This window comes from Zhongshania marina (assembly GCF_002915595.1).
In the GTDB taxonomy this organism is placed as follows: Bacteria; Pseudomonadota; Gammaproteobacteria; order Pseudomonadales; family Spongiibacteraceae; genus Spongiibacter; species Spongiibacter marinus_B.
Window position 1 is genome coordinate 65,214 of sequence record NZ_PQGG01000003.1, and the last position, 24,236, is coordinate 89,449.

General features: G+C 49.5%; 23 protein-coding genes. 8 read left to right on the forward strand and 15 right to left on the reverse strand.

All coding sequences use genetic code 11. The features are described from left to right. Positions 1–25: 25 nt before the first annotated feature. Genes C0068_RS00965 through C0068_RS00995 form a run of 7 tightly spaced genes read right to left on the reverse strand, consistent with a single transcriptional unit; the run spans position 26 to position 6,531 of the window. Positions 26–1,354, reverse strand: coding sequence for a sensor histidine kinase (locus C0068_RS00965; RefSeq protein WP_103682624.1), 1,329 nt, complete (start codon positions 1,352–1,354; stop codon positions 26–28). Beyond that, positions 1,351–2,013, reverse strand: coding sequence for a response regulator (locus C0068_RS00970; protein WP_103682625.1), 663 nt, complete (start codon positions 2,011–2,013; stop codon positions 1,351–1,353). Before C0068_RS00970 ends, C0068_RS00965 begins: the two co-directional genes overlap by 4 nt. 23 nt (positions 2,014–2,036) lie before the next feature. Continuing rightward, on the reverse strand, positions 2,037–2,708 hold the full coding sequence (locus C0068_RS00975) for a tetratricopeptide repeat protein (protein WP_103682626.1): 672 nt from the start codon (positions 2,706–2,708) through the stop codon (positions 2,037–2,039). Positions 2,709–2,738: 30 nt separating this feature from the next. Further along, a complete protein-coding gene (locus C0068_RS00980) occupies positions 2,739–3,530 on the reverse strand; it encodes an SDR family oxidoreductase (RefSeq protein ID WP_103682627.1) in 792 nt (263 codons plus the stop codon). A gap of 27 nt (positions 3,531–3,557) precedes the next feature. After that, positions 3,558–4,229 (reverse strand): iron-containing redox enzyme family protein, encoded by a 672-nt coding sequence (locus tag C0068_RS00985; RefSeq protein WP_103682628.1) that lies wholly within the window; start codon positions 4,227–4,229, stop codon positions 3,558–3,560. Positions 4,230–4,271: 42 nt separating this feature from the next. Continuing rightward, positions 4,272–5,810, reverse strand: coding sequence for an AMP-binding protein (locus C0068_RS00990; RefSeq protein WP_103682629.1), 1,539 nt, complete (start codon positions 5,808–5,810; stop codon positions 4,272–4,274). Beyond that, complete coding sequence (locus C0068_RS00995) at positions 5,803–6,531, reverse strand: thermostable hemolysin (RefSeq protein WP_103682630.1); 729 nt, start codon at positions 6,529–6,531, stop codon at positions 5,803–5,805. The genes C0068_RS00990 and C0068_RS00995 overlap by 8 nt, the downstream gene beginning before the upstream one ends. A 249-nt stretch (positions 6,532–6,780) precedes the next feature. Between C0068_RS00995 and C0068_RS01000 the strand changes: the two genes are divergently transcribed. Next, the gene (locus tag C0068_RS01000; RefSeq protein ID WP_158249887.1) at positions 6,781–8,946 is read left to right on the forward strand and encodes a molybdopterin-containing oxidoreductase family protein; all 2,166 of its coding nucleotides are present in this window, start codon (positions 6,781–6,783) and stop codon (positions 8,944–8,946) included. 83 nt (positions 8,947–9,029) lie between these two features. Here the strand turns inward: C0068_RS01000 and C0068_RS01005 are convergent, their stop codons facing one another. Further along, complete coding sequence (locus C0068_RS01005; protein WP_318261742.1) at positions 9,030–9,896, reverse strand: SIS domain-containing protein; 867 nt, start codon at positions 9,894–9,896, stop codon at positions 9,030–9,032. Between the two features lie 134 nt (positions 9,897–10,030). Here C0068_RS01005 and uvrD point away from each other — a divergent pair, with 134 nt between their 5' ends. After that, complete coding sequence (gene uvrD, locus C0068_RS01010) at positions 10,031–12,202, forward strand: DNA helicase II (protein WP_103682633.1); 2,172 nt, start codon at positions 10,031–10,033, stop codon at positions 12,200–12,202. 16 nt (positions 12,203–12,218) lie between these two features. Continuing rightward, positions 12,219–13,355: a TRAP transporter substrate-binding protein gene (locus C0068_RS01015; protein ID WP_103682634.1), complete on the forward strand. Its 1,137-nt coding sequence runs from the start codon at positions 12,219–12,221 to the stop codon at positions 13,353–13,355. Between the two features lie 86 nt (positions 13,356–13,441). Here the strand turns inward: C0068_RS01015 and C0068_RS01020 are convergent, their stop codons facing one another. From C0068_RS01020 to C0068_RS01035, 4 genes are all read right to left on the reverse strand, one after another. Continuing rightward, a complete protein-coding gene (locus C0068_RS01020) occupies positions 13,442–14,296 on the reverse strand; it encodes an SDR family oxidoreductase (RefSeq protein ID WP_233208697.1) in 855 nt (284 codons plus the stop codon). 83 nt (positions 14,297–14,379) lie between these two features. After that, positions 14,380–14,769: an acyl-CoA thioesterase gene (locus C0068_RS01025; RefSeq protein ID WP_103682635.1), complete on the reverse strand. Its 390-nt coding sequence runs from the start codon at positions 14,767–14,769 to the stop codon at positions 14,380–14,382. Between the two features lie 82 nt (positions 14,770–14,851). Beyond that, a complete protein-coding gene (locus C0068_RS01030; protein ID WP_103682684.1) occupies positions 14,852–16,222 on the reverse strand; it encodes a TRAP transporter large permease in 1,371 nt (456 codons plus the stop codon). Further along, positions 16,215–16,733: a TRAP transporter small permease subunit gene (locus C0068_RS01035; RefSeq protein ID WP_103682636.1), complete on the reverse strand. Its 519-nt coding sequence runs from the start codon at positions 16,731–16,733 to the stop codon at positions 16,215–16,217. The genes C0068_RS01030 and C0068_RS01035 overlap by 8 nt, the downstream gene beginning before the upstream one ends. A 68-nt stretch (positions 16,734–16,801) precedes the next feature. On the opposite strand from C0068_RS01035, the gene C0068_RS01040 reads away from it, so the two are divergent. The 3 genes from C0068_RS01040 to yaaA all read left to right on the forward strand — a co-directional run bounded on the left by C0068_RS01040 (position 16,802) and on the right by yaaA (position 18,845). Further along, positions 16,802–17,449, forward strand: a complete 648-nt coding sequence (locus tag C0068_RS01040; RefSeq protein ID WP_103682637.1) for a hypothetical protein — start codon at positions 16,802–16,804, stop codon at positions 17,447–17,449. Positions 17,450–17,553: 104 nt separating this feature from the next. Next, positions 17,554–18,057, forward strand: coding sequence for a DUF4265 domain-containing protein (locus C0068_RS01045; RefSeq protein WP_103682638.1), 504 nt, complete (start codon positions 17,554–17,556; stop codon positions 18,055–18,057). 11 nt (positions 18,058–18,068) lie between these two features. Continuing rightward, positions 18,069–18,845, forward strand: a complete 777-nt coding sequence (yaaA, locus tag C0068_RS01050) for a peroxide stress protein YaaA (RefSeq protein WP_103682639.1) — start codon at positions 18,069–18,071, stop codon at positions 18,843–18,845. A gap of 23 nt (positions 18,846–18,868) precedes the next feature. On the opposite strand, the gene C0068_RS01055 is transcribed toward yaaA, so the two are convergent. After that, the gene (locus C0068_RS01055) at positions 18,869–19,327 is read right to left on the reverse strand and encodes an EVE domain-containing protein (protein WP_103682685.1); all 459 of its coding nucleotides are present in this window, start codon (positions 19,325–19,327) and stop codon (positions 18,869–18,871) included. Positions 19,328–19,408: 81 nt separating this feature from the next. Here C0068_RS01055 and C0068_RS01060 point away from each other — a divergent pair, with 81 nt between their 5' ends. Then, positions 19,409–20,011, forward strand: coding sequence for a DUF938 domain-containing protein (locus tag C0068_RS01060; RefSeq protein WP_103682640.1), 603 nt, complete (start codon positions 19,409–19,411; stop codon positions 20,009–20,011). 96 nt (positions 20,012–20,107) lie between these two features. Here C0068_RS01060 and C0068_RS01065 read toward each other — a convergent pair whose 3' ends face one another. Further along, positions 20,108–21,694 (reverse strand): OmpA family protein, encoded by a 1,587-nt coding sequence (locus C0068_RS01065; protein WP_158249888.1) that lies wholly within the window; start codon positions 21,692–21,694, stop codon positions 20,108–20,110. Between the two features lie 233 nt (positions 21,695–21,927). Then, positions 21,928–22,596 (reverse strand): OmpA family protein, encoded by a 669-nt coding sequence (locus tag C0068_RS01070; RefSeq protein WP_103682642.1) that lies wholly within the window; start codon positions 22,594–22,596, stop codon positions 21,928–21,930. 301 nt (positions 22,597–22,897) lie between these two features. Here C0068_RS01070 and trhP point away from each other — a divergent pair, with 301 nt between their 5' ends. Continuing rightward, positions 22,898–24,211, forward strand: coding sequence for a prephenate-dependent tRNA uridine(34) hydroxylase TrhP (trhP, locus tag C0068_RS01075; protein WP_103682643.1), 1,314 nt, complete (start codon positions 22,898–22,900; stop codon positions 24,209–24,211). Positions 24,212–24,236 lie beyond the last annotated feature (25 nt).

Consider the following 24,236-nt stretch of genomic DNA (forward strand, 5'->3'; position numbering starts at 1 on the left):
TCTCCACACGAACAATTGTGTAATTTCATGTCAACTCACCGAATACAAATGAAAGTGGAAATACCACCGTGAACGCTAAGCCAATACCACCCTCACCTTCAGACATTGAAATAGAGGCTCGATGTAGTTCTGCAATATGCTCCACAATCGACAAGCCAAGACCACAACCTGATGAACCTGAGGCATGGCGATCTCCACCAACCCGATAGAAACGTTCAAACACCCTAGACTTCACCTCGGCACTTATTCCAGGCCCGTTATCGCTAACAGTTAATCGAACCGAGTCCGGCCCTGTGTCAATAACTACCTTTATAAAACCGCCACGCTGGGTGTATTTGTATGCATTGTTTAGAAGATTCTGCAGCATTATGCGCAATGCAAAGCGATCACCGCTTACCCTACCCTCATCGCCATGCAGTTCTATCGATTGTTCCTTTTTGGAAAAGTCTGCGTAGTTCGTCGCGATAATTTCACTCGCAAGCGCAGCGAGCGAAAGGCTCTCAAATTTAGCGGGATAATGATCCGGCGTGGTTCTATGCAATAACAGCATTTGCTCTACTAAGTGCGCCAAGCGATCAACATCTCGCTCTAAACTATTTAGCGAAGAATTATGCTCTGGATACTCATCGCGCAAATTATGCAAATGCATTTTTATCGCGCTTATTGGTGTGCGCAGCTCGTGGGCAGCATCTGCAGAAAATCGCCGCTCCCGCTCAAAGGAATCATCAAGTCTGCGTAGTAGCGAGTTCATCGACGCAATGACTGGCGTCAATTCAATTGGGGTATTATCTATACTCACTACGCTTAAATCGTCAGCTGCCTTTTTTCTCAGTATTCCCGCTAACAATTCCAAACTTTTTAGACCATGACCTACAATCAACCAGATTAACAATGCAGCCACCGGAAGCACCACAACAACCGGCACAATGGATTCAAGGATCACCCGCTCAGCAAGGCGATAACGAAGATCCATTCGCTCGGCAATCATTATTCGATGGCCATTCACAAAGTTAAAATAACTTAGCGTTCGCCAACGATAGCCATTAAAGTTATTTTCACTAAAGCCCTCATTCGCAGCGATATACTGATCTGGCGCATGCACCGAGCGCCACGCCAATTTGCCATCGGCATTAAACAACTGAAACACCATATGCTCATTGTCTGGCGCGGGTGAATTATTCTGGCTCCGCAAGGGAACGGAAGATAATTGTAGTGCCATTGCGGTAAGCTTTTGATCAAATAATTTTTCTGCCTCGGCCATACTCGATTTATAGCCATGCAAAGCAGCAATGAAATTGACCAACATCAATACCGACAAAATGCTAACTATTAAAAATCGGCGCAGTGAACTCACTCACTAGCTCCAAGAATAAACCCAACACCTCGGATATTTTTAATCAAATTATGGCCTAATTTTTTCCGTAAATTATGCACGTGCACATCAACAGTATTGCTACTAACCTCGTCGCCCCAACTGTACAACTTCTCTTCTAACTGCTCGCGAGAGAACACCTGACCTGGACGATCTGCCAGCGCCCGCAATATAGCAAACTCGCGACGCGATAGTTTCTGCACTTCACCATCTAAGCGAACTTCGTGACTGGCAATATTAATAAGCACATTGCCAAATTTAAGCTCCGGCTCCCGAACGGGTGCATTGCGACGCGACAGCACCCGAATTCTCGCCAGCAATTCTTCAAACGCGAAGGGTTTGGTGAGGTAATCGTCTGCGCCCGCATCTAATCCGGCAACCTTATCGGTGAGGGCGTCGCGCGCAGTTAAAATCAGTATGGGCACACCGGTCTGCAATAGTCGCAGCTCACGCAGCAGTGTTAAGCCATCGATATCTGGCAGGCCTAGATCCAAAATCACAATATCTAATTGACCGGCCTCGACATACCGTCGCCCGTCGCTCCCAGTTGCAGCGTGATCGACTGCATAGCCAGCACGGCGGAGCGCTTTTACGGTGCCGTCGGCTAGTGATATATCATCTTCAACTAACAACACTCGCATGAATTCGGCGCCCCCTTACTAAGTCATTTTTCTTTTTGTTGTTCAGTAATTAATTCTAGCACTTCTCTGCGACGCTCTTGGTCAGCAAAATCACGCCCCAAACGTCTAGGCGCAGTATACGCCCGTTCTAAATATTGGCGCGCCTTTTCGCCCCGTCTTTGATCGATCAAATACAAGGCGTAAAAGTAATTGCTATCAATATCGTCTGGCGCCATCGCCAAACCTTCCAGCAAATAAGTCTCTGCCTTTTTATCACTGCCAAAGCCGATTGGCCAACCCGGCATTTGAAAGTACAACGAGCCAAGACTGGTGCGGGCAGCCGCCTGCAATGTGCCGCCTCCTAGAGCGATAGCTTGCTCTAAGTCAATTTTCGCTTCCCTTACCAAACTCAAGGCACCCAAACCACCTTTTACGCCAGCATAACTCGCCTTAATAATACCCCGCCAAACATAAAAATCTGGATTATCTGGTTCGGCACTTATCATGTTATTGGCTCTAAGTAGCAATGATTCAAAATCGTGTTCTTGCTGACTCTTATCCTCCGCATATTGCGCCGTTGCCCAGCGGGTCTGCAGTTCAGCAACAGCCGCACTAGTGGCTAATTCACTTTTTATACCGCCGTCATCACTGAATGCAGAAAGTGCTACCGTAAATAACAACAGCGCGAGACCAACCCTTAGAGTGATTATTTTCATGTGCGCCAGCCCTTCCAAAGTGACTTAGATTTAAATGGATTTTGCGTGGCGTAATATCGCGCCTAACTGCTTTTTCAGCGCGCCCGACACCACAGCGGGGAACAGCGCATTGAGACGTACGAAGAAACGTTCTGGCCAACCCAAATAGCGATTGCTACTTTTGTTTAAGCCCAACATCGCTAGCGCCGCATCGGCAACAACTTCTGGCTCGTCGGCGGTATTGCCAAGCTCCGCATTCATAGCAACCACCTTGTCAGAATTCATTGCGGTATTTACCGCCCTCGGCGCTAAGTAGTGTATGGCGATATTTTCATTGGCCAATTCGCGCTGCAGCGCCTCGGTAAATCCACGCAAGCCAAATTTGCTCGCACAATAAGCGGTAAAGCCCGCGTAGCCGATGCTGCCAAAGCCTGAACCAATATTGATAACCGCCGCGTTCTGACTTTTTAACAATAGTGGCATTAAACCTTTGCACAAACGCATTGGCGCCAAAACATTTAACTGCAACATGTGTTCTACTAGCGCATCATCGGTTTCTGCAAATAGGCCGAAGGACGATACGCCGGCGTTATTCACCAGCACATCTATCGGTGGACCGTCTGCGACATCCGTACATAGCTCGGTAATTGCCGCAGCCGACGACAAGTCCGCCACTAAGTAACGGTGACTACGCGGTCTTACTAAACCTTCTCGCAAGGCAGCCAATGCTTCTGCGTTTCTGCCAACCAGCACCAAGTTATGTCCGGCACTGGCGAAGGCAATAGCCAACACCCGACCAATTCCACCACAAGCACCGGTTAACACAACATTTAATGTCGTCATGGCTAGCTATTCCTCAATCGCAATAGTTTAGGCCGCATGTTTTATGCCTCCGCGCCGACCCAGTTCACGAAAGATATTGCCGTATAAACAATAGAACATATTTGCACTGTGGATAATTTGCTCTTGATCGTGCTTATCGTCGATTCGGTTCATCAGGCCTTTAAAAAAATCGATATGTTCAATATCTAAAGCGCCGTGAGAAGTTAAATAACTGAAGGCCTTTTTGGGTAGACCTAAGCTCTGTTGAATTGCCCTTGCTGCATTGTCAGCAATCGCGATACTAGTTCCCTCTAACACCTGAACCATGCCAAAAAAACCTACTGGATTAACTCTATTGATCATGTCGTAGGCATAAGACACCATTAGCTCAGTCGCACCTGCGGGGCGACTATTGCGCACCTGCTCGGCGTCGCCACCGCAGGCGGCAATATCATTCAGTATCCACTCTTGGTGGCCAAGCTCTTCTTCAATATATTCCGCAATCGCGACTCGAAGCCACTCATAGCGCTCGTCAAGACGACCGCCACAGGCCATTAACAACGGTACAGTATGTTTTACATGGTGATAGGCTTGGGTCAAAAATTGAATATAGTCATTTAGATTTAACTTGCCGCCAACACCATCTTGAATGAAATCGATGGTATACAGTGATTCTCTTTCAGCGGCGGTGTCTAATTGAAGCTGCTCATAAAATCCCATTGTTTACTCCTTTGTGTTTTCAGATGCGGCGACGAGAACGGCTTAATACACCGCTGCAGGGATATTGTTGTCGAATTCAACTTCGCGATAGCACTCGGCTACGAGATCGCTGTAATACGCTAAAATTTCTTTGCGACGCAGGCGGCCATTGGCGGTTAGCAAGCCATCGATATCGCTAAGCGGCTTAGGCAGCGTCGCCCATCTTTTTATCTGGGCGTAATCCGGCAACACATCATTACACCTGTCTATTTCTTCATCTATTTGATCGCGGCTGGCGCTTGCAGCAGGATAAATCAAGGCGCTGCAATAGGCTTCGCCATCACCAATCACCATGCATTGCAGAATGTTAGCTTGCGCAGATAATTCACTCTCCGGCCACTCAGGGGAAATATTGCGACCGTAACTATTCACTAGTAAATTTTTACTGCGACCGCGCAGCCATAAAAATCCGTCATCGTCCAAGGTGCCAAGATCTCCGGTGGCAACTTCTGTCATCTCCAGAGCGTCGACATTGTTTTGTAAATAACCTAGGTAGATACTTCCGCCAACCGTGACCTGCGCGTCTGCGATACTGACTCTGCAATGCGGTAGAACTTTTCCGGCCGAGCCCAATTTATCTGCGCCGGGTCTATTAACACTTACCACTGAGCCACATTCTGACAAGCCATAACCTTCGTACACCGGTAAGCCAAGTTCGCGGCCCCGCGCAATTAAATCTGGCGCGACCCGCGCCCCACCTACCGCAAGAAACTGAAGGCTTGACGGCGCAGACCAGTTGCCAGCGTCTCTTTGCGCGATAAGACCTTTTAGAATTTGTGGCAGTATTACCGCACTATCGGGCTGCATTGCGCTAAGTGTGGCGGCCAAACTGGCGATGTCTAAACCTGAGCTACCCGCCCAACCTAGTGTTGCCAAGCACGGCAAAATCACTAGCGAGCCTCGCAACAGGGCGCTATAAACTCCCGCCACGTTCTCTAATAACGTCGCAAGCGGTAATACCGCTAAATGGCGATGCAATGGTGTGTCGTATAAAGCCTCATTTAACGCAGAGGCGGTATTGCATTGAACGAGATTTGACAGGCATACGCCCTTTGGATGTCCAGTTGAACCCGAGGTATAAGTAATTTTTGCGGTATCCGCTGGCAGCACACTTTTATCTGTCGAGGCCTGCATTCGAAAGGCGCGCATCGACGATAAGCCGACAAGTTGCACAGAAACGTCACTTAGTCTTTCGCCAAAGAGGCTTTTACTAAGTTGGGCAAAGTCTCGACTGTCACTAAGCAAGATATCGGCACCGCTACTCTCAACGGCGTGAAGTACTTGCTGTGGTGTAAAAAAGCCAGGGAGCGGAATTAGGGGAATACCCGCTAACTGGCAAGCTAAATCAATAATAATCCATTCTGGTCCATTATCAGCAGCAAGACCAAGACGCTGAACGCCCAAGACGCTTAGTTGCGCCGCCAGATCCTGCACTGCAATAAGCAAATCACCATAACTTACAGAGCGGCTTTCTCCTTGAAGCGCGGGAAGACTACCCGAATCTTTAGCAATATCTCTCAGTGTCAAAATGATCTTACTCATAGAGCGCTCGCAAATCGCGACTCCCGTCGGCAGCTGCCAGCTGTGCGTCGCAACTGCTCAATAACATGGACGTCATCGGCTGATTTTCAAACATTGCCACCGCGTGGCGAGCATTGACTGCGATAACTTTAGGCTTGGTATCGTAGTAACTTCCCCAGTCTGGTAGTTGCACACCAACTCGGCTACCGTCAGCCTCACACAATGCATACTGCACGACCCGCAAGCGGCTCAGTAATTTTTGCACCTCGGGCGTTGCCGTAAAAACCGCCCACTCTGCACCGGCATTGCAGATCAACGACGCTAATGCGATAAATAACATTTGGCTACTACCGCGCCATGTTGATACCAAATTACCGATCTCGACTAAACTATCTCTCGCAATCTGACGGTCCAATAAATCGCCAAGTACAGCTTCCGCAGGCGTATTCATGTACTGCTCTATAAACAATGCGTGGCCGTGACGACCTCGACGTATACCAAGCACACCAGAAATTTCTCGGCGAGCCCGCATCACCAGCAGTAGAGGCAAAAACTCACGTAATTTAGCGCCGTAAGTGTTGAAAAACTTATTCGCGATATACGCTTCTAACTCAGCGCGTTCCGGCGCATTGCGACCAACAATAGAAAGTTGCGGCGACATCTCTAATGACTCTCTGTACTTAGAGCCGGTGTCTAAGCTACTGCTAAGTACATTTTTTACTGCATCTGTCGGTAAATACATTCCGGCACCCTCCTACCGAGATTTCATGCTTGCAGCTTAAGCAGCAATTTTTAAGAAAGACTTAAGAGAAATAATATCCAGCAAAATAATTGTTGGCAGATTGATGTGCAGTAAGAATGCACAACCCTACACTAAAGGAAACTATTTCCTGTTGACACAATAATTTATAGCAGTAGTATGGGCGGTGGCATCGCCATGCCTTTACATCAACGCCAACAAGCAATAACGATAAAAACATCGGAGCGTAAAATGAAAACCAGCTATACCGTGTGCGGTATTTGCGAACAGGCCTGCGGGCTAAAAGTCACTGCAGAAAACAATACCGTTATCAAAATTGAGCCCGATAAAGACAATGCCTATAGCTGGCGAGACTACTGTATAAAAGGGGCGAAATCTCACCTCGCTTTAAACCACCCAAAGCGCATCACCAAGCCAATGAAACGCGTTGGTGACCGCTATGTCGAAACCAGTTACGAAGAGGCAATACGCGATATCAGTTCGCGCTTAAACAGAATTATCGATAATCACGGCGCAAATGCGGTTGGCAGTTATACCGGCAATCCCAATGGCTTCAACTTTGGGGGGGCGCTGTTCTTCTCAATGTTTCTTGACGCCATCGGCACCGAAAACCGCTTTTGGGTCGCCTCTGTCGATCAAAATGCTCTGCATGTTGTATCAGAAAATCTTTATGGCAACCCCTGGGTCAGTTTGCAGCCAGATATAGACCACTGTGATTATTACCTGCTGATCGGCACCAACCCGCAGATTAGCGGCATGTGTTGGATAGGCTATTCACCAGATGGCTGGAAACGCATACTGGCCCGCAAAGAAGCCGGAGCCGAGCTTGTCGTTGTTGATCCACGCAAAACTGAATGCGCCGTCAAAGCCAGCCAACATATTGCACCGCTACCCGAATCGGACTGGGCACTGTTACTAGCAATCATCAAAATCATCTTCGACAATGGGTGGGACAAGGCCCCTGCACAATATCTTGATGGCCTAGCGACGCTTAAACAGCTTGCTCAAAGTGCTGATTTACCCAGCCTAAGCCAGCTCTGCGATATCCCACAAGACACAATACAATCACTTGCCGAGCAATTCGCGAAGGCCCCGCGGGCGATGGCAATTGGTCGAACCGGTGTGAGCCAAGGTCGCAATGGCGTCCTCGCTTTGTGGCTAGTACAGGCATTAAATTTAATAACTAATCGGGTAGAGCAAGAGGGCGGCATTTATTACGCCGCCGGTATTCTCGACTTTTTAAAAGCGGGCGATGCCCTGTTTCCACCTTCGGATGCCATTAGCCGCTTACGGGGCAACAAAAACATTGCCGGCTCCCACAGCATTGCAGAACTCCCCGACGAAATTACCACCCCCGGTGAAGGCCAAATACGCGCATTAATAATGAACAGCGGCAACCCGGTAATTTCTGGCCCAGATGGCGGTAAACTCGACGCCGCACTTTCACAACTAGAATGCTTTATTGTAATCGATCATTTTCAGCGTGAAAGTCACCGCCATGCAGATTGGCTAATACCCGGCGACCATTTCCTAGAGCGCACCGACATCAACCCCCTTCTGCAAGCGCTCAGCCCCACGCCCCGCGCACAAATGAGCCGTGCCGCAGTGGAGCTGCCCAACGGCATGCGCTACGAATGGGAGTTTTTACGCGACCTTGCCATTGCAATGAACAAGCCCTTTGTAATAGGTAAAAAATGGCTAAACCCTGTCGTTAAAGCCAGCATGAAATTAGCAACATGGACGGGCAATAAAAATTACGGGTTCTCACCACTATGGCTGTCGCGGCTACTTATTCGTTCTGAAGGCAGGTTTAAATGGAAAGACATACAAAATGCTCAACATGGAATTGGCGACCTCAACACACGCCCAGAATTTGGCGCACTATTCGAAAAAGTCACCACCAGCAATGGCAAAGTAAATATAGCGCCGCCCCCGTTTATTGAATTGCTCAAAAAGCGTCTCAAAGAAAATCCTGAAGACACCTCCGCCTACCCTTTACAGCTAATCGGTAGGCGGAGAATGAAGATGATGAATTCTTGGTCTGTCGAAACCAGTATGACGGGAATGAAAGACCATGAAATGAGCGGCGACACCATCGAAATAAATATCACCGATGGTGAAAAGCTCGGCATCATTGACGGCCAAACGGTTACCGTCAGCTCTGCAACTAATCGACTTCAAGCCAAGGCTAAATTATCTAAGGACATTCGCAGCGGCGTTGCGGTAATGGAACACGGCTGGGGCTATCGCACCTTTGACCCTAAAACGGGAGAAGGCAGCTATAACGGCGGAGTAAATAGAAATATTCTTGTATCGAATACTGACCTTGATCCGCTATCGCGGGTGCCTAGACTAAACGGCACGAGGGTCAAAGTAATGAGCGTAATGGAGGCATAATTGCTGCCGTGTTTATTGATAATGAGCACATGTGGTTAACGGAGCCTAAGGCAAAAACACCTCTCACTCTCTTGCCAAGCAACTCACTCTTTAATATCCGTACGCAGCACCTGCAGACCTTTTTCTATGGTTTTTAAATGCTCGCGAACACCCGCTTTGCTTCGGGAAATTCCTACCGCGAGAATATCTAACACCGCCATATGTGCGAGGCGCGATGGCAGTGGCGTGTAGTCGCCCTCATCCATGTCTACGTCAATATATATTGCGAGGTCCGCCGCTGCAGTGACGGGTGAGCCGCTGGGCGCCAATGCGATGACGGGGGCTCCATTTTGTTGGGCCAAGTTTATGGCGTCTAGCAATGCCTTGGTGCGGCCAGACTGGGATATCACCACCACGACATCTTGCTGACTTAAGGACATTGCCGACATCGCTTGCACGTGTGGATCAGAATAAACGCTGGCAGAAATTTGCAGGCGAAACAGATTGTGCTGGGCATCGGTGGCTACGGCGGCAGAGGCACCAAAGCCGTAGAATTCGACACGGCGAGCATTGCCAAGCAGCTCGACGGCTTTTTCTATGGCTGTTACCTCTATACTGTCGCGGACTTTTTTTAAGGCCTCCATCGTCGAGTCAAAGACCTTGAAGGTGTATTGCCGAGCGGAGTCTTCATCGCCAAAGCTAAATTCTTCGTACTCTGGGCTGTGGGCAATATGCTGTGCCAGCGCCACTTTAAAGTTTTGAAAACCATCACAGCCGACCGCTCGGCAAAACCGGACCACCGTTGGTTCGCTGACATGCGCCTCTTGGGCAAGATCAACAATCCGCATATGAATCACTTCTTTGCGATTTTCCAGAATATAGTCCGCCACTTTACGCTCAGATCGGCGCATTTGCTCGCGGCTGGTTTCCATCGCACGGATGATGTTTCTGGGTCTCAAATTACTATCCACCAACGCTCTATTATTGATATGGCCGCTTTCATTGTAACGCAGGACGGCAATATTGGCCCTTGTCGGCCAGCAAATTGCCACTCAGTGGAGATTAGCGGTGCCAGCGCGGACTAATCCCAGTAGAATACGGCGCCATGGACGTATCTTATATTCTTGATGATCTCAATGACGCACAGCGTGACGCCGTCACCGCTGACAGCACCGGCACGCTGGTATTAGCAGGGGCCGGCAGTGGTAAAACACGAGTATTGGTGCACCGCATAGCTTGGAAGATAAAGGTCGAAGGCCTATCTGCCTACAGCATTCTAGCGGTGACCTTTACCAATAAAGCTGCCCGCGAAATGCGCGGCCGGATTGAAGCCTTGCTTGGCGGCAACGTAAATCACGGTATGTGGGTGGGCACCTTCCACGGTTTGGCGCATCGCTTACTCAAAGCCCATGCCCGCGAAGCCGGCCTGCCCGACAATTTTCAAATTCTGGACAGTGACGACCAACTTCGCCAATTAAAGCGCATCCATCGCGAATTAGAGTTGGACGACACCCGCTGGCCACCCCGCCAATCCCAGTACTTTATTAATGGCCACAAAGATGAGGGGCGTCGCTCAGCGCATATCGATGACTTTGGCGGCGATCATTATTTAACCACAATGCTCAAGGTTTACCGCCGTTACGAGGAAGTCTGCCAGCAGCAGGGCGTCATCGACTTTGCCGAGCTATTACTGCGCGCCCTAGAGCTCTGGCGCAATAATCCGGCGATTCTTGATCACTACCAGCAGCGTTTTAAACATGTATTGGTAGACGAGTTTCAAGACACCAACGCGGTGCAATACGCTTGGCTGCGGCTGTTGACCAACAGCGGGATGGCGATGACCGCCGTTGGCGATGATGATCAGTCCATCTACGGCTGGCGCGGTGCGCGCATAGAGAATATTCAGCAGTTCTCCAAAGATATTCCCAATACCCAAATTGTGCGCCTAGAACAAAACTACCGCTCTACCGGCACCATTCTCAAGGCTGCCAATGCGCTGATTGCCAATAACAGCCAAAGAATGGGCAAAGAACTTTGGACCAAGGGCGAAGACGGCGACAAGATCGCGCTATTCGCCGCCTTTAACGAACAGGACGAAGCCCGCTTTGTTACTGATCGAATTGACGAATTACTGCGCGACGATTATCGCCGCAGCGACATCGGCGTGCTGTATCGCAGCAATGCCCAGTCCCGCGTGCTTGAAGAGTATTTAATTCGCGCCGGCGTGCCCTACCGTATTTATGGTGGCCAACGCTTCTATGACCGGCTAGAAATTAAAAACGCCCTCGCCTATTTGCGTATTATTGCGCTGCGCGACGACGACACTGCCATCGAACGCGTTATCAATACCCCTACTCGCGGCATTGGCAATCGCACGGTAGAAATACTGCGAGAATACGCCCGCCAACATCAATTATCGCTATGGCGCTCTGCCCTTGCGATAATCGAAAACGGCATGCTGCCAGCCCGCGCCGGCAACGCACTGCGGGGCTTTTTATCGCTTATTGAAGACCTCGCCACCCAATGCCAAGACCTGTCATTGGACGAGCAAGTTAGCATTACCATCGACAAATCCGGTTTGATCGCCTTTCACGAAAAAGAAAAAGGCGAGAAAGCTCAAGCCCGAGTTGAAAACTTACAGGAATTAATCACCGCCGCGCGGGGTTATAGCCCTGAAGATGAAGACGCCGAACCACTGCGTGCCTTCTTAGATCAAGCCGCACTTGATGCCGGCGATCAACAGGCTGACGAGCACGAAGACAGCGTACAATTAATGACCCTGCACTCCGCCAAAGGGCTGGAGTTTCCCGCAGTGTTTATGGTCGGCGTGGAAGAGAATCTCTTTCCACATAAAATGTCGATGGACGACCCTGAGCGTTTAGAAGAAGAGCGCCGCTTAGCCTACGTGGGCATTACCCGCGCCGAGCAAAAATTATTTTTAAGCTATGCAGAATCACGCCGCCTACACGGACAAGAAAGCTTTAATAGCCTGTCGCGCTTTGTTCGAGAAATTCCCAACGAATTTATAGACGAAGTGCGAATTAACAATACCGTGAGCCGCCCCAGTAGCTATGCCCAAAGCGCCACTAGCGCTCAACAAGCTGCTGCAGACTCTATTGGCTTTGGCTTAGGGCAAAGAGTGCTGCACAGTATTTTTGGTGCCGGCGTGGTGATCAGCTTTGAAGGTCAAGGAGCCAGTGCGCGGGTTCAGGTCAATTTTGAAGACGAAGGCAGCAAATGGTTAGTGCTGCAATATGCGAATTTGCAGTTATTGTAAGGCAGGAATAATAACAATGAATCAGGCTAGCAAAGCCAATTACTCACCACTCATTATCTTAGCTTTACTGGCAGCATTAGTCGCCATGAGCTGGCTATATGTGGGCGAACGCAGTAAAGACCACAGCAGCCAGCGCCAAGAAAGTAGCGCCAGCGGTCAACAGGTATTTCACTGGAAATTAGTCACCACCTGGCCCAAAAATTTTCCCGGACTTGGCACTGCGCCTGAAAAATTTGCCGCCATAGTAAACAAAATGAGCCAAGGCCGCTTACTCATCAAGGTATACGGTGCAGGCGAATTAGTCCCAGCAATGGGCGTTTTTGACGCCGTCTCTACCGGCAGTGCCGAAGCGGGTCACGGCGCTGCTTATTATTGGAAGGGCAAACTAGCATCGTCTATCTTTTTTACCGCCGTCCCTTTTGGCATGACCGCACAGGAAATGAACGGCTGGCTATACCACGGCGGCGGTTTGGAGTTGTGGCGCGAAGCCTACGCACCCTTCAATTTAGTGCCGATGGCGGGTGGCAATACCGGCGTTCAAATGGCAGGCTGGTTTAATAAAGAAATTAATTCAGTGGCTGACGTAAAAGGTTTAAAAATGCGCATCCCCGGTTCGGGCGGTGAGGTGTGGAATCGTCTTGGCGGCACCTCGGTAACGCTGCCCGGTGGCGAGCTTTACACCTCACTGCAAACCGGCGTGATTGACGCAACCGAATGGGTAGCCCCTTATAACGATCTCGCCTTTGGCTTTCATGAAGTCGCAAAATATTACTACTATCCAGGCTGGCATGAACCGGGCTCTACATTAGAACTCATCATCAACAAACAAGCCTTTGACGCATTACCAGAAGATTTAAAAGCTATTGTAGAAACCGCAGCACGCTACGCCAACGCCGATATGCTAGACGAATACACCGCAAGAAATAATGCGGCGCTGCGCGAACTCGTCGACGTTCATCATGTGCAGTTACGCAAGCTACCCGACGATGTCATTCGCGAACTGCACCAAGCCTCAGACGACTACTTAAAAGAATTGGCCAATACCGACCCGCTAACAAAACGGGTTTACACAAGTTGGAAAAACTTTATGGAAGGTGCCAAGGAATACCACCACATTTCTGAGCAGTCGTATATCAATTCGCGGGATTTGTAGCAGTTGATTACTTCTTAAAAATACCCTGCTATTTAAGAGACTCGTTTATAGCGAGGCGTTTAAATAGCAAAGCCTTATTCTTAAATTCACGCCAGTTTTAAATATTCTTCACTAATTTTCCACAACCTTTCCGCAGCCTCGTCATCTTTTGCCCAGGGCTTCACTCGCTTGATTTTGCTGTCTGAAAAATACTCGCCGGTAATATTTTCGACATTTGGCGATGTTGCAACATAGATAGAGGTTTTAGCCCCCTGCGCAGCGCTGCGAAAAAATGGCTTGAGCAACAAGCCCACTATTTTACCTATCACCGCATGGTCTTGATGGCCTAAGCCCGTACTGACTGCCCCAGGATGAACGCAATTGACCGTCACACCCGTGCCCTGTAATTGCTTAGCCAGTCGCCGAGTCCATAAAATATTGCACAACTTTGAATGCCCATAAACTTTAAATGTTTTATAGGGCGTTGACTCGTACTCTAAGTCGTCAAATTGCAGACCTTTAACAAAGCTATGGGCTTCAGATGCCACGCTCACAATGCGAGCTGGGGCGCTTTCAACTAAGCGCTCGCGCAATAATTCGGTCATCAAAAAATAAGCGAGGTGATTTACCGCAAAGGTTTCTTCAATGCCGTCGCGGCTAAGCTTGCGATGGGTATTCACCACCCCCGCATTGTTCATCAGTAAATGCAGCGGCTTGCCGGTTTCTAGAAATTGCTGAGCAATGCGATGAATATCCGCCTGACAACCCAAGTCACCAAGCAAGAGTGTGATTTTACAATCGGGATTTTGGCTGATGATTTCCGCCAATACGGCCTCACCTTTTTGAGCATTGCGGCACACAATAAAAAGTTCTGCGCCTTGCTCGGCTAGGGCCAACGCGGTTTCTCTACCGATTCCGCTGGTGGCCCCAGTGATGAGACAGACTTTATTCAGCATCGACATTATTATTCTCCATTATTGTCGTTCGCTATTAGTCTGGCTTGTTTCCTAATGCTTTTACATCGTCTTTCTGTAGCAGGCCGTCCTCAATCGACAACGCGGGTGCGGCCGTTGCCATCAATCGCTACAAAGACGAACTCACCTTCGGTCACTTTCGCGGGTTCGTCTTGGTGTATGCTCGTTATCCACACTTCGACACGAACACGGATAGAGCTGCGGCCCACGTCTAATATTTCGGTGTAACAACTCACTACTGCGCCAACCCGAACCGGCGTCATAAATGCCATTGCATCAACCGCAACAGTCGCCACTCGACCACCTGCGCGGCGCGATGCGGTAACACTGCCCGCCAAGTCCATTTGCGACATTAGCCAGCCGCCAAAGATGTCTCCGCTGGGGTTGGTGTCGGCTGGCATTGCAACCGTTTGTAAGGCCAGCACGCCGGTTGGCTGAGGCGTGTCGTCTATGTCACGCATAATAAGTATTCTCTTGGTAGATAGTATTTAAAGACGCACAGTTAACGTGTGCCCAAAGCAATTGTCAATGTAGGACTTATCATTATTGACCTCTAATAAAAGACGGCAACCACGTCGCCAATGAGGGCCATAATGCCAGCAGGGTAAGCATGAGCAATTGCAGTGCAATATACGGCGCAACGCCGCGATAAATATCTGCGGTAGTGACCGATGGTGGTGCGACACCACGTAAATAAAACAGCGCAAACCCAAAGGGCGGGGTTAAGAATGAGGTCTGTAAATTAAGCGCAATCATTATTCCCAGCCAAATGGGATCAACACCCATCGCCAATAATATTGGGCCAACAATTGGCACGACCACAAACGTAATTTCAATAAAGTCGAGAATAAAACCGAGAAAAAAGATCACCAGCATGACTATCAAGGTTGCGGTAATCACGCCACCTGGAAGTTGCGCAAAAAAGTGCTGGATTAAATCATCGCCACCAAAGCCGCGAAACACCAATGAGAACACCGCAGCGCCAATTAAAATCATAAAGACCATGCAGGTGACTTTCAGGGTTTCTCTAGCAACTTCACCAACACGCGCCCAGCCGAGCTGCCCCTTGGCCGCCGCCATCAGCGCCGCGCCCAGGGCCCCCACCCCCGCTGCTTCAGTTGGCGTGGCAGCCCCCAGCAATATCGAACCCAATACTGTCAGAATTAACGCAACTGGCGGGAATAAACCTTTTAATAGCGCACTTAGCGGCGGCGGGTCGAGGTCAGTTGCCGCTGGCGCGCGCTCAGGCTGCCTCAAAGCGACAAAACCCATATAGAGCAAATAGAGACCAACCAACATTAGGCCTGGCACCAGCGCACCAATAAACAAATCCCCCACCGACAAGGTTTTAGGACTAAACACGCCCAAATCTAACTGTGCTTGTTGATAAGCACTAGACAAGGTATCTCCTAATAACACCAAGGCGATGGAGGGAGGAATAATTTGCCCCAAGGTGCCCGTCGCGCAAATGGTGCCCGTCGCTAAGCTGGGATCATAACCGCGCTTTAGCATAGTCGGCAGTGACATCAAGCCCATCGTAACCACCGTCGCACCAACAATACCGGTGCTTGCCGCCAACAACATACCAACCAAGATCACCGAGAATCCCAAACCACCGCGACGACGGCCAAATAAAGCCGCCATATTGCTCAGCAGCTCTTCTGCTAAGCGACTTTTTTCCAGCAATACCCCCATCAAGACAAATAGAGGAACCGCAATCAAAGTGACATTGGTAATAGTCCCGTATAAACGACCGGCCAAAGAGGATAAAAACGAGGCATCAAAATGGCCGATACTAATACCAATGCCGGCAAATAACATGGCGGTGCCCGCAAGGCTGAATGCCACGGGGTAACCCAGCATTAATACTAGGCATATCACCAAAAACATTAGCAGCGGTAGCAACTCAATCAGCACGGGGCTCAGCCTCCGCTTCAACCAATATCATCGCGTTTCGCAGTAATTCAGCCACGCCCTGTAAGGCGAGATTTATCGCCATCAGTGGCAGCAAAGACTTGAGAAGATAAACAAAAGGCAGACCGCCGGGCTCAACCGAGGCCTCACGTATCGACCAAGCGTTGGTGGTAAATTCCCAGCTCGTAATCAGAATCAAGCCGCAGAGAGGTAACAAAAAGACTATGCTGCCAATACTGTCAACCCATGCCTTAGTCCGTGGCGAAAAGCGATGATAAAAGATATCCACCCGCACATGACCACCGTGCTTTAAGGTATATGCGGCGCCGAGCATAAAGACTGTGCCGTGCAAATACGTGACCGACTCTTGCAAAGCGGTCATTCCCTGCCCAAAACCGTAACGCATAATGACAACCGCTGCGGTACCGAGCATCATTAAGGGAATTAACCACGCAAGCAGACGTCCAAGTCGCTCAGTAAACTCATCTATTAAATAAACACACTGCTTCACTATTCGGGTATCCCTCAATTAGCTGCGCATTATAGCTATTCTGCGGACACAGATGCCAAGGAGACACTATGCGTTCTATTATTATTCTCACCCTGCTCGGCTTTGCCTGTAGCTTAAACGCCGGCAGCGCGCAGGCAGACCTTGTTGCGCGGTATGCAATGGGTAAAGAAACTATTGTACTCAGCTATCGCGACGATCAACACATTCGCGTAGATCGCGGCCAGCTTGGCTATTCTATTATCAATGGCGACCAAGCCATTGCCGTGCTCCAGCAAGGCGGCGCCCGCGTCGTCATGAATGTCGATGAAATGGGCGGCATTCTCAATAACGCCCAAAATGAGCAGCAGCTGACTATACCCGACTCCAAGGCGGTAAGCCTAACTCCTACCGGCCAATTCAGCGATGTTGCCGGCATAAAGGGCCGAGTTTACACTGCTAGCGATGGCCGCGCGAAATACCTTACTGTACTCACCGACCGCGCAGATGTGGTCAAAGCCAGTGACGGCCTACGCCATTTCTTCCGTCGTTTTGCCAGCTCAATGAAAAACGAGCGAGGCAATAAGCTGCTGGCACTGGAAAATGCCTTCAATGAACAAAAAGACAGCGGCGTTTTACAGGTTGAAGGTGGTTTTAAATTAATCAGCATTAGTCAGCAAGCACGGCCCGACAATTTTTACACCCCGCCACCAATCGGCATTCAATTCCCCAATCAGTAACGCTACTCGTCCACCGCACAGCAGATGCTTGCCGTGCGGTGGACGAGTAAAATCGGTATCATTGCCCACCAATACCTCCAATCGCCGTAATAATGCAAATACCTATGACAGATGACGCGCTCTTTCCCGACCAGGAAACCCTACTGGAATTATATGCCGGCAACCACCCTGTAAATAATCAGCCCATTTTTGAGAAGGTGCTTGCAACGCCGCTGCAAAACAAAGGCGATTACCGCCTGCTCAAGTCGCCGCTATTTGTACGCGGCGTGGCAGCCCTAGACACCATAAATCTCAACCCTGACTCCCGCGGCCGCTTTATCGTCGTAGAGCGCGGCGGCAATCTGTGTATTCGGGTGTTTTTCCGAGAGCCCAATGAGGCCTTAGAAATGCAACTCACCGCAGAAATAGAAAAGCTGTCCGGCCACGTAGATATTAAAACCGAGCGGGCCGTGGTCTACAGCATTCATTTTGGCGTAGGGTTTAACGCCATCGAACAGCTAATGAACAAATGGATTAACGGCGACAAGGCCAGCTGGATTTATGGCAATGTCTACGATGCCGAAAGCGGCGAAGCTCTTAACTGGTGGCAAGCACTGCTGCAAGCCTGATAGGAAACCACATGCTACTTGTTATATCTCCGGCCAAAACGCTAGATTTCGAAACGCCTTCCCACACAGCAGAATTCACACAGGGTGACTTTCTAGCACGGTCGCAAAAACTGATCTCGCAATTGCAAAAGCTCAACCCTGACGATATTTCAGCGCTGATGAAAATCAGCCCAAAGCTCGGCGAATTAAACCACCAACGCTTCATGAACTGGTCGCGGCCATTTACACCAGACAATGCCAAAGTGGCAGCACTAGCCTTTCGTGGCGACGTATATACCGGCTTAAATGCCGACAGCTTCAATGAGGAAGATTTTGAGTTCGCACAGCAACATTTGCGTATTCTCTCTGGGCTTTATGGCCTGCTAAGGCCCCTAGATTTAATCCAGCCCTACCGACTAGAAATGGGCACGCGCTTTAAAAACAAAGACGGCAAAAATTTATATGAATTTTGGGACAACAAAATAAGCCAAACACTGAATAAGCAGCTAGCCGAAATCAACTCTCAGGTGCTGGTAAATCTCGCCTCCAATGAATACTTTAGCGCGGTTAAACCCAAAACCCTCAAGGCTGACATTATTACGCCAGTCTTCAAGGATTTTAAAAACGACAAGTACAAAATCATCAGTTTCTATGCAAAAAAAGCGAGAGGCTTGATGGCGGCCTATATTATCAAGCAGCGCCTAACAGATGTTGAACAACTTAAATCCTTCGATAGCGAGGGCTATTATTTTAGCGCCGAACAATCAACTGCGCGGGAATGGGTGTTTTTAAGAGACGCGCCGGTATAAACCTGCGCGACAATTGCCAGCACTTAAACCATCGACAATATCTGCTGCCACTCATCTTCACTCACCGGCATAATTGACAGGCGATTTCCTTTTTTAAGCAAGGTCATCTCGGCCAATGCGGGTTCTGCCTTCAGCTCAGACAAGGGTAATAAGCGCTTAAATTTGCGCTCAAATTTTACGTCCACCATAAACCAGCGTGGATTCTCAGCGCTCGCCTTAGGGTCGTAATAACGCGACTCAGGGTTTTGTGCGCTACCGTCCGGATACGCTTCCCGAACCACCTTGGCAATTCCAGCAATACCCGGAACAGGGCAGGACGAGTGATAAAAGAAAACCTTATCCCCGCGCTTCATTTGGTCCCGCATCATATTTCTAGCTTGGTAATTCCGAACACCATCCCAGTGCTCGGTACTATCGGGTCGGCTCCGCAAATCGTCTAAGCTAAACGTATCAGGCTCAGATTTCATCAACCAGTAGGCCATTGTTGTAATCCCCTTATAAACGCTAAACTGAATTTTTACATTCGCCATCACTTGGCGCCACACACCTTCGGCGGTCGTACCATGAGCAACGCTAAACCCTTCTCCCAAGCCTGCGAGAACAATAAGCAGCCCATACTGAATCACTTAAAAACTGTACTACAAGAATGCCAGCATGTGCTGGAAATCGGTAGTGGCACGGGACAGCACGCCGTCTACTTTGCTGCAAATATGCCCCAACTTATTTGGCAGTGCAGCGATCGCTCAGAAAATATTCCAGGAATACAAAGCTGGCTTGCAGGCACCACACTGCCAGCGCCACTCACCTTAGATGTTCGCGATGAAAATTGGCCCAACCAACAATACGATGCCATTTTTTCTGCCAACACTTTGCATATTATGGACTGGCCCGAGGTTGAATTGTTTTTCAATAAAGTGGACAAGCAGTTAAACGCTAATGCGCTACTCTGTATTTACGGCCCATTTAAGTACGGCGGTGAGTTTACCTCCCCCAGCAACGCGGACTTCGACCTTTGGTTAAAGCGAAACAATCCCGTTAGTGGCATCCGAGATTTTGAAGCGATACGTGAGCTGGCTGCCCACGCGAGGTTTCAACTTGTGGCAGACCACACTATGCCCGCCAACAATCAATTGCTTATTTGGCAGCGCTTGGCAAAGCCGCTATAGGTCAACACCTCACGCCAATTAGCAAGAATGATGGGCATAAAAAAACCCGGCCAAGGCCGGGTTTTTTCTGAGCTAAACTAACTGCCTAATGGCAAATTAGTAATCCAACTCATCCTCAGACATTTCGTATGGCTGATACTCTTCTTCAGCAGCAGGCTCGTCCATCATAACGTCGTCTGCTTCTTCCTCAACCATTGGCTCTTCTTCAACCATAGGCTCGTCTTCTACAGCTGAATCATCAAGCATTAGCTCTTCTTCAACCATTAGCTCGTCTTCAACCATTAGCTCGTCTTCAACCATTGGCTCGTCGTAAGACATTGGCTCAGCAACTGCGTCGCTACCCAATACTTTCAACTCAACGCGACGGTTTTCAGCGCGACCTTCTTTAGTATCGTTGCTAGCTACTGGTTGCTCTTCACCATAGCCAGTTGCAGTCAAACGGCTGCTCTCAACACCGCTACCAACCAAGTAGTTTTTCACTGACTTAGCACGGTTTTGCGACAGGTTCATGTTGTAGCTATCGCTACCAGTGCTGTCAGTGTGACCTTGCAATTCAACATTGAAGCCAGGCGAGCTAGTTAACGTTGCCGCCACGTCGTTCAGAATTGTCTCTGCGTTCATAGTCAACTTAGCGCTATTCAGCTCGAAGTTCACACCACGTAGAACCACAGCCTGATCTTTTGCACAGCCGTTAGACATAACCGCTTCGCCGGCAGGTGTGTTAGGGCAAGCATCATCTGCATCAACAACACCGTCATTGTCGCCGTCTAGCGGGCAACCAACCGCATTAACTTCTGCGCCAGCTGGTGTGTTCGGGCACTGATCAAGATAGTCAGCAACACCGTCGTTATCGCCATCAAGTGGGCAGCCAACGCTGTCTACTTGTACGCCGCGTGGAGTACCTGGGCACTCGTCCATTTCGTCAGAAACGCCGTCGCCATCAGCATCTTGTACGCCATATTGCGCGTCGAAGAAATTATAGCGAAGACCAACCAACAGGCTTTGCGCGCTGTATTCAATCTCTGTTTCGGTTCCAGCATCTTTAAAACTAGCATCATCTGCAACGCTGTAACGGTAGCCCGCATCAAGTGCTAAACGTGGGGTCAAGTAGTATGTAATACCCGCACCCAATTGACCGATAGTAACGTCGTCATCACCGTTACCAAAATCTAGATTTGCTTGACCCAAACCAAAACCGATATAAGGACGTAGACGCTCACCGGCCGAGAAGTCGTACCACAAGTTACCCATCATCGAGGTGACTTCTAGCGTACTATCGCTATTTAAAGACACACCGCCACCGCTGATGCTATCTACATCGTTTTCGCCTTGACGGTATTCAAATTCAAGACGGAACGGGCTTTCAAATTTGTAACCAAAGGTAAAGCCGTAAGCGAAATCTCTGTCATAAGTAGTTTCAAAGTTGGCATTTGCACCACCGCCGCCACCCAAACCACCTAACAAACCATTAAGCAAATCGCCAACGACAGGAATAGCACTAAGTCCTGGAATACCACCAGCATTAGACGTAGTTACCGTACCATCAGCATCAAATACTTCGTTGTAAAAGGCATTACCACCAATGTAGTAACCCTTTTCCTTTTCGGCCTGGGCCGTCGCCGCACCTGCCGCTGATGCTAAAATCACACCGGCAGCAAGAGCATTTCTCCATTGCTTGCTCATAAACATCCCCTGATTCATTGAAGTTATACCTTATAAAGCGCAAATTACCACGTCAGCACGAGGCTTAATACACACTTTAGGGCATAGTGGCGCATAATAACGTAAAATTTTATTTAAAATGTGTGCGAACTAACGTTTAAAAACCAAGAAATCCTAAACCCTCTTATAGAAACAGTAAAGTGGCATTTAATAAAGGCTATGCGAATGCGTACCCAAACACCTGAATTACTGCCCTATTTAAGCAAACCAGCTCGAATTACCCTTAAAGCAACTCGTCGATTTCGGGCTCGGCCTTCGGCAGTGTCATTGTCAGCAAGCGGCATCGCATCACCATAGGCTTGAATGGAAATACGGTTCTTAGGTACACCCAACTCAATAAGAGCAGCCTTTACCTTGTTTGCCCGCATTCGCGACAAACGATAATTCGCATCAGCCGATCCACTGCTATCACTATGCCCCTGCAGTGCCACACGAAATTCCGGCGTTGAGCGAAGTAGCTCAGCCAAGCGCGATAGGCGCTCGCGGGCCTGCGCATCAAGGGTGCTACTACCATGCTCAAATCGCAGGCTTTCCAACTCGACAGTTTGCCGCGCCGAACAGCCATTGCGCATAACTCGCTCACCTGCAGCGGTACGAGGACAGTGATCCTCACCGTTTTTTACGCCATCGTTATCGCTGTCCATGCAACCAAATTGATCGACAACGCTATCCCTTGGCGTGCGCGGGCAGAGATCGACGGTATCGATGATGCCGTCGCCATCACTGTCTGCACAGCCGTATATATCTACCTCCGCCGCAGCTTTGCTAGCCGGACAGCGGTCATCGGCATCTGCTATTCCATCGCCATCGGCATCAGGCGGCCGCACCGTGGCTGGCGCACAGGCAGCCAACGTTAGAGACATAAACAAAAGATTTGTGATGAATATATTCAAAATTTGCGTTCCCACGGCTGGGGTACTTCTTCAATCACATCGAGTGTAACCAAGCCGAGCCCAAGCACCAATAGCGCAGAATACTTAGGGCCTATTCACCTAAGTTGGAATATCACTGCTGCAGAAAGACGCCTCTATCTAGACAAGAAAATATAGCTTGGTCATATCCAAAAGGCGCTGAGCAGTCACAAGCCAATTAGTGTGAACGGGGCCTAGGTTTACGCTACCATATGCATCCTGACGTCAAATGCTATTCCAAGGCGAAAACACCATGATCCCTGAACTCCTGTCCCCCGCCGGAAGCCTCCGCAATATGCGCTATGCCTTTGCCTATGGCGCCGACGCTGTCTATGCCGGCCAGCCGCGCTATAGCTTACGGGTGCGAAATAATGAGTTCAAAGACATCGAAACCCTGGGTAGCGGCATTGAAGAAGCCCACCGCCAAAACAAAAAATTCTATTTGGCGTCGAATATTTCGCCACACAACGACAAAATCCGCAGCTATTTGCGCGATCTCGCCCCCGTTATCGAAATGAAGCCCGACGCCCTGATCATGGCCGACCCAGGGCTGATGATGCTGGTACGCGAAAACTGGCCAGATATGCCCATCCATTTATCCGTTCAAGCCAATGCGGTGAACTGGGCCTCAGTTAAGTTCTGGCACCAAAACGGTATCCAGCGCGTGATTCTCTCCCGCGAACTGGCACTGGATGAAATTGAAGAAATTCGTCAGCGTGTGCCCGAGATGGAGATTGAAGTCTTTGTGCACGGCGCGCTCTGCATCGCCTATTCCGGTCGCTGCCTACTTTCTGGCTATATGAATCACCGCGACCCTAATCAAGGCGCTTGCACTAATGCCTGCCGCTGGAAATACCAAGCCCACGATGCCAAAGAAGACGAAACCGGTGATTTAGTGCCGGTGCAAACCTATATCCCCGAACCCCAGCCCGTAACTGAACCCGTGCTACTTCAACAAGCCCAGCGCCCCGGCGAATTTATGCCCGCCTACGAGGACGAGCACGGCACCTATATTATGAACTCCAAAGACCTGCGCGCAGTTCAGCACGTTGAGCGCTTGGCCGCGATGGGCGTGCACTCACTTAAAATTGAAGGCCGCACCAAATCGCATTACTACGTTGCCCGCACCGCACAGGTGTATCGCCAAGCCATAGACGACGCCGCCCACGGCAAGCCCTTCAATATGCATTTAATGGACGAGTTAGAAACACTGGCCAACCGTGGCTATACCGAGGGCTTTTATCGCCGCCACCCACCCAAGGAATACCAAAACTACGAAATGGGTTTAAGCAATGCTCAACAGCAGCAGTTTGTAGGTGAAATTGTGGATGCCCGCGACTCTGTCATTACTGTCGATGTTAAAAATCGCTTCGAAACCGGCGACACATTAGAATTAATGATGCCAGGGGGAAATACCCGTTTTACGCTGAAAACCTTGAGCGATAAACACGGAAAGTCCATTACCGCCGCACCCGGCTCAGGGCATCGCGTGCACATTCCCCTCGATCAACCGCTGGCCGAAGCCGCACTAAAATATGGTCTGCTGGTCAAAGACATTCACGCATAGACAGTCAAATAACAGCAGGAGCCAA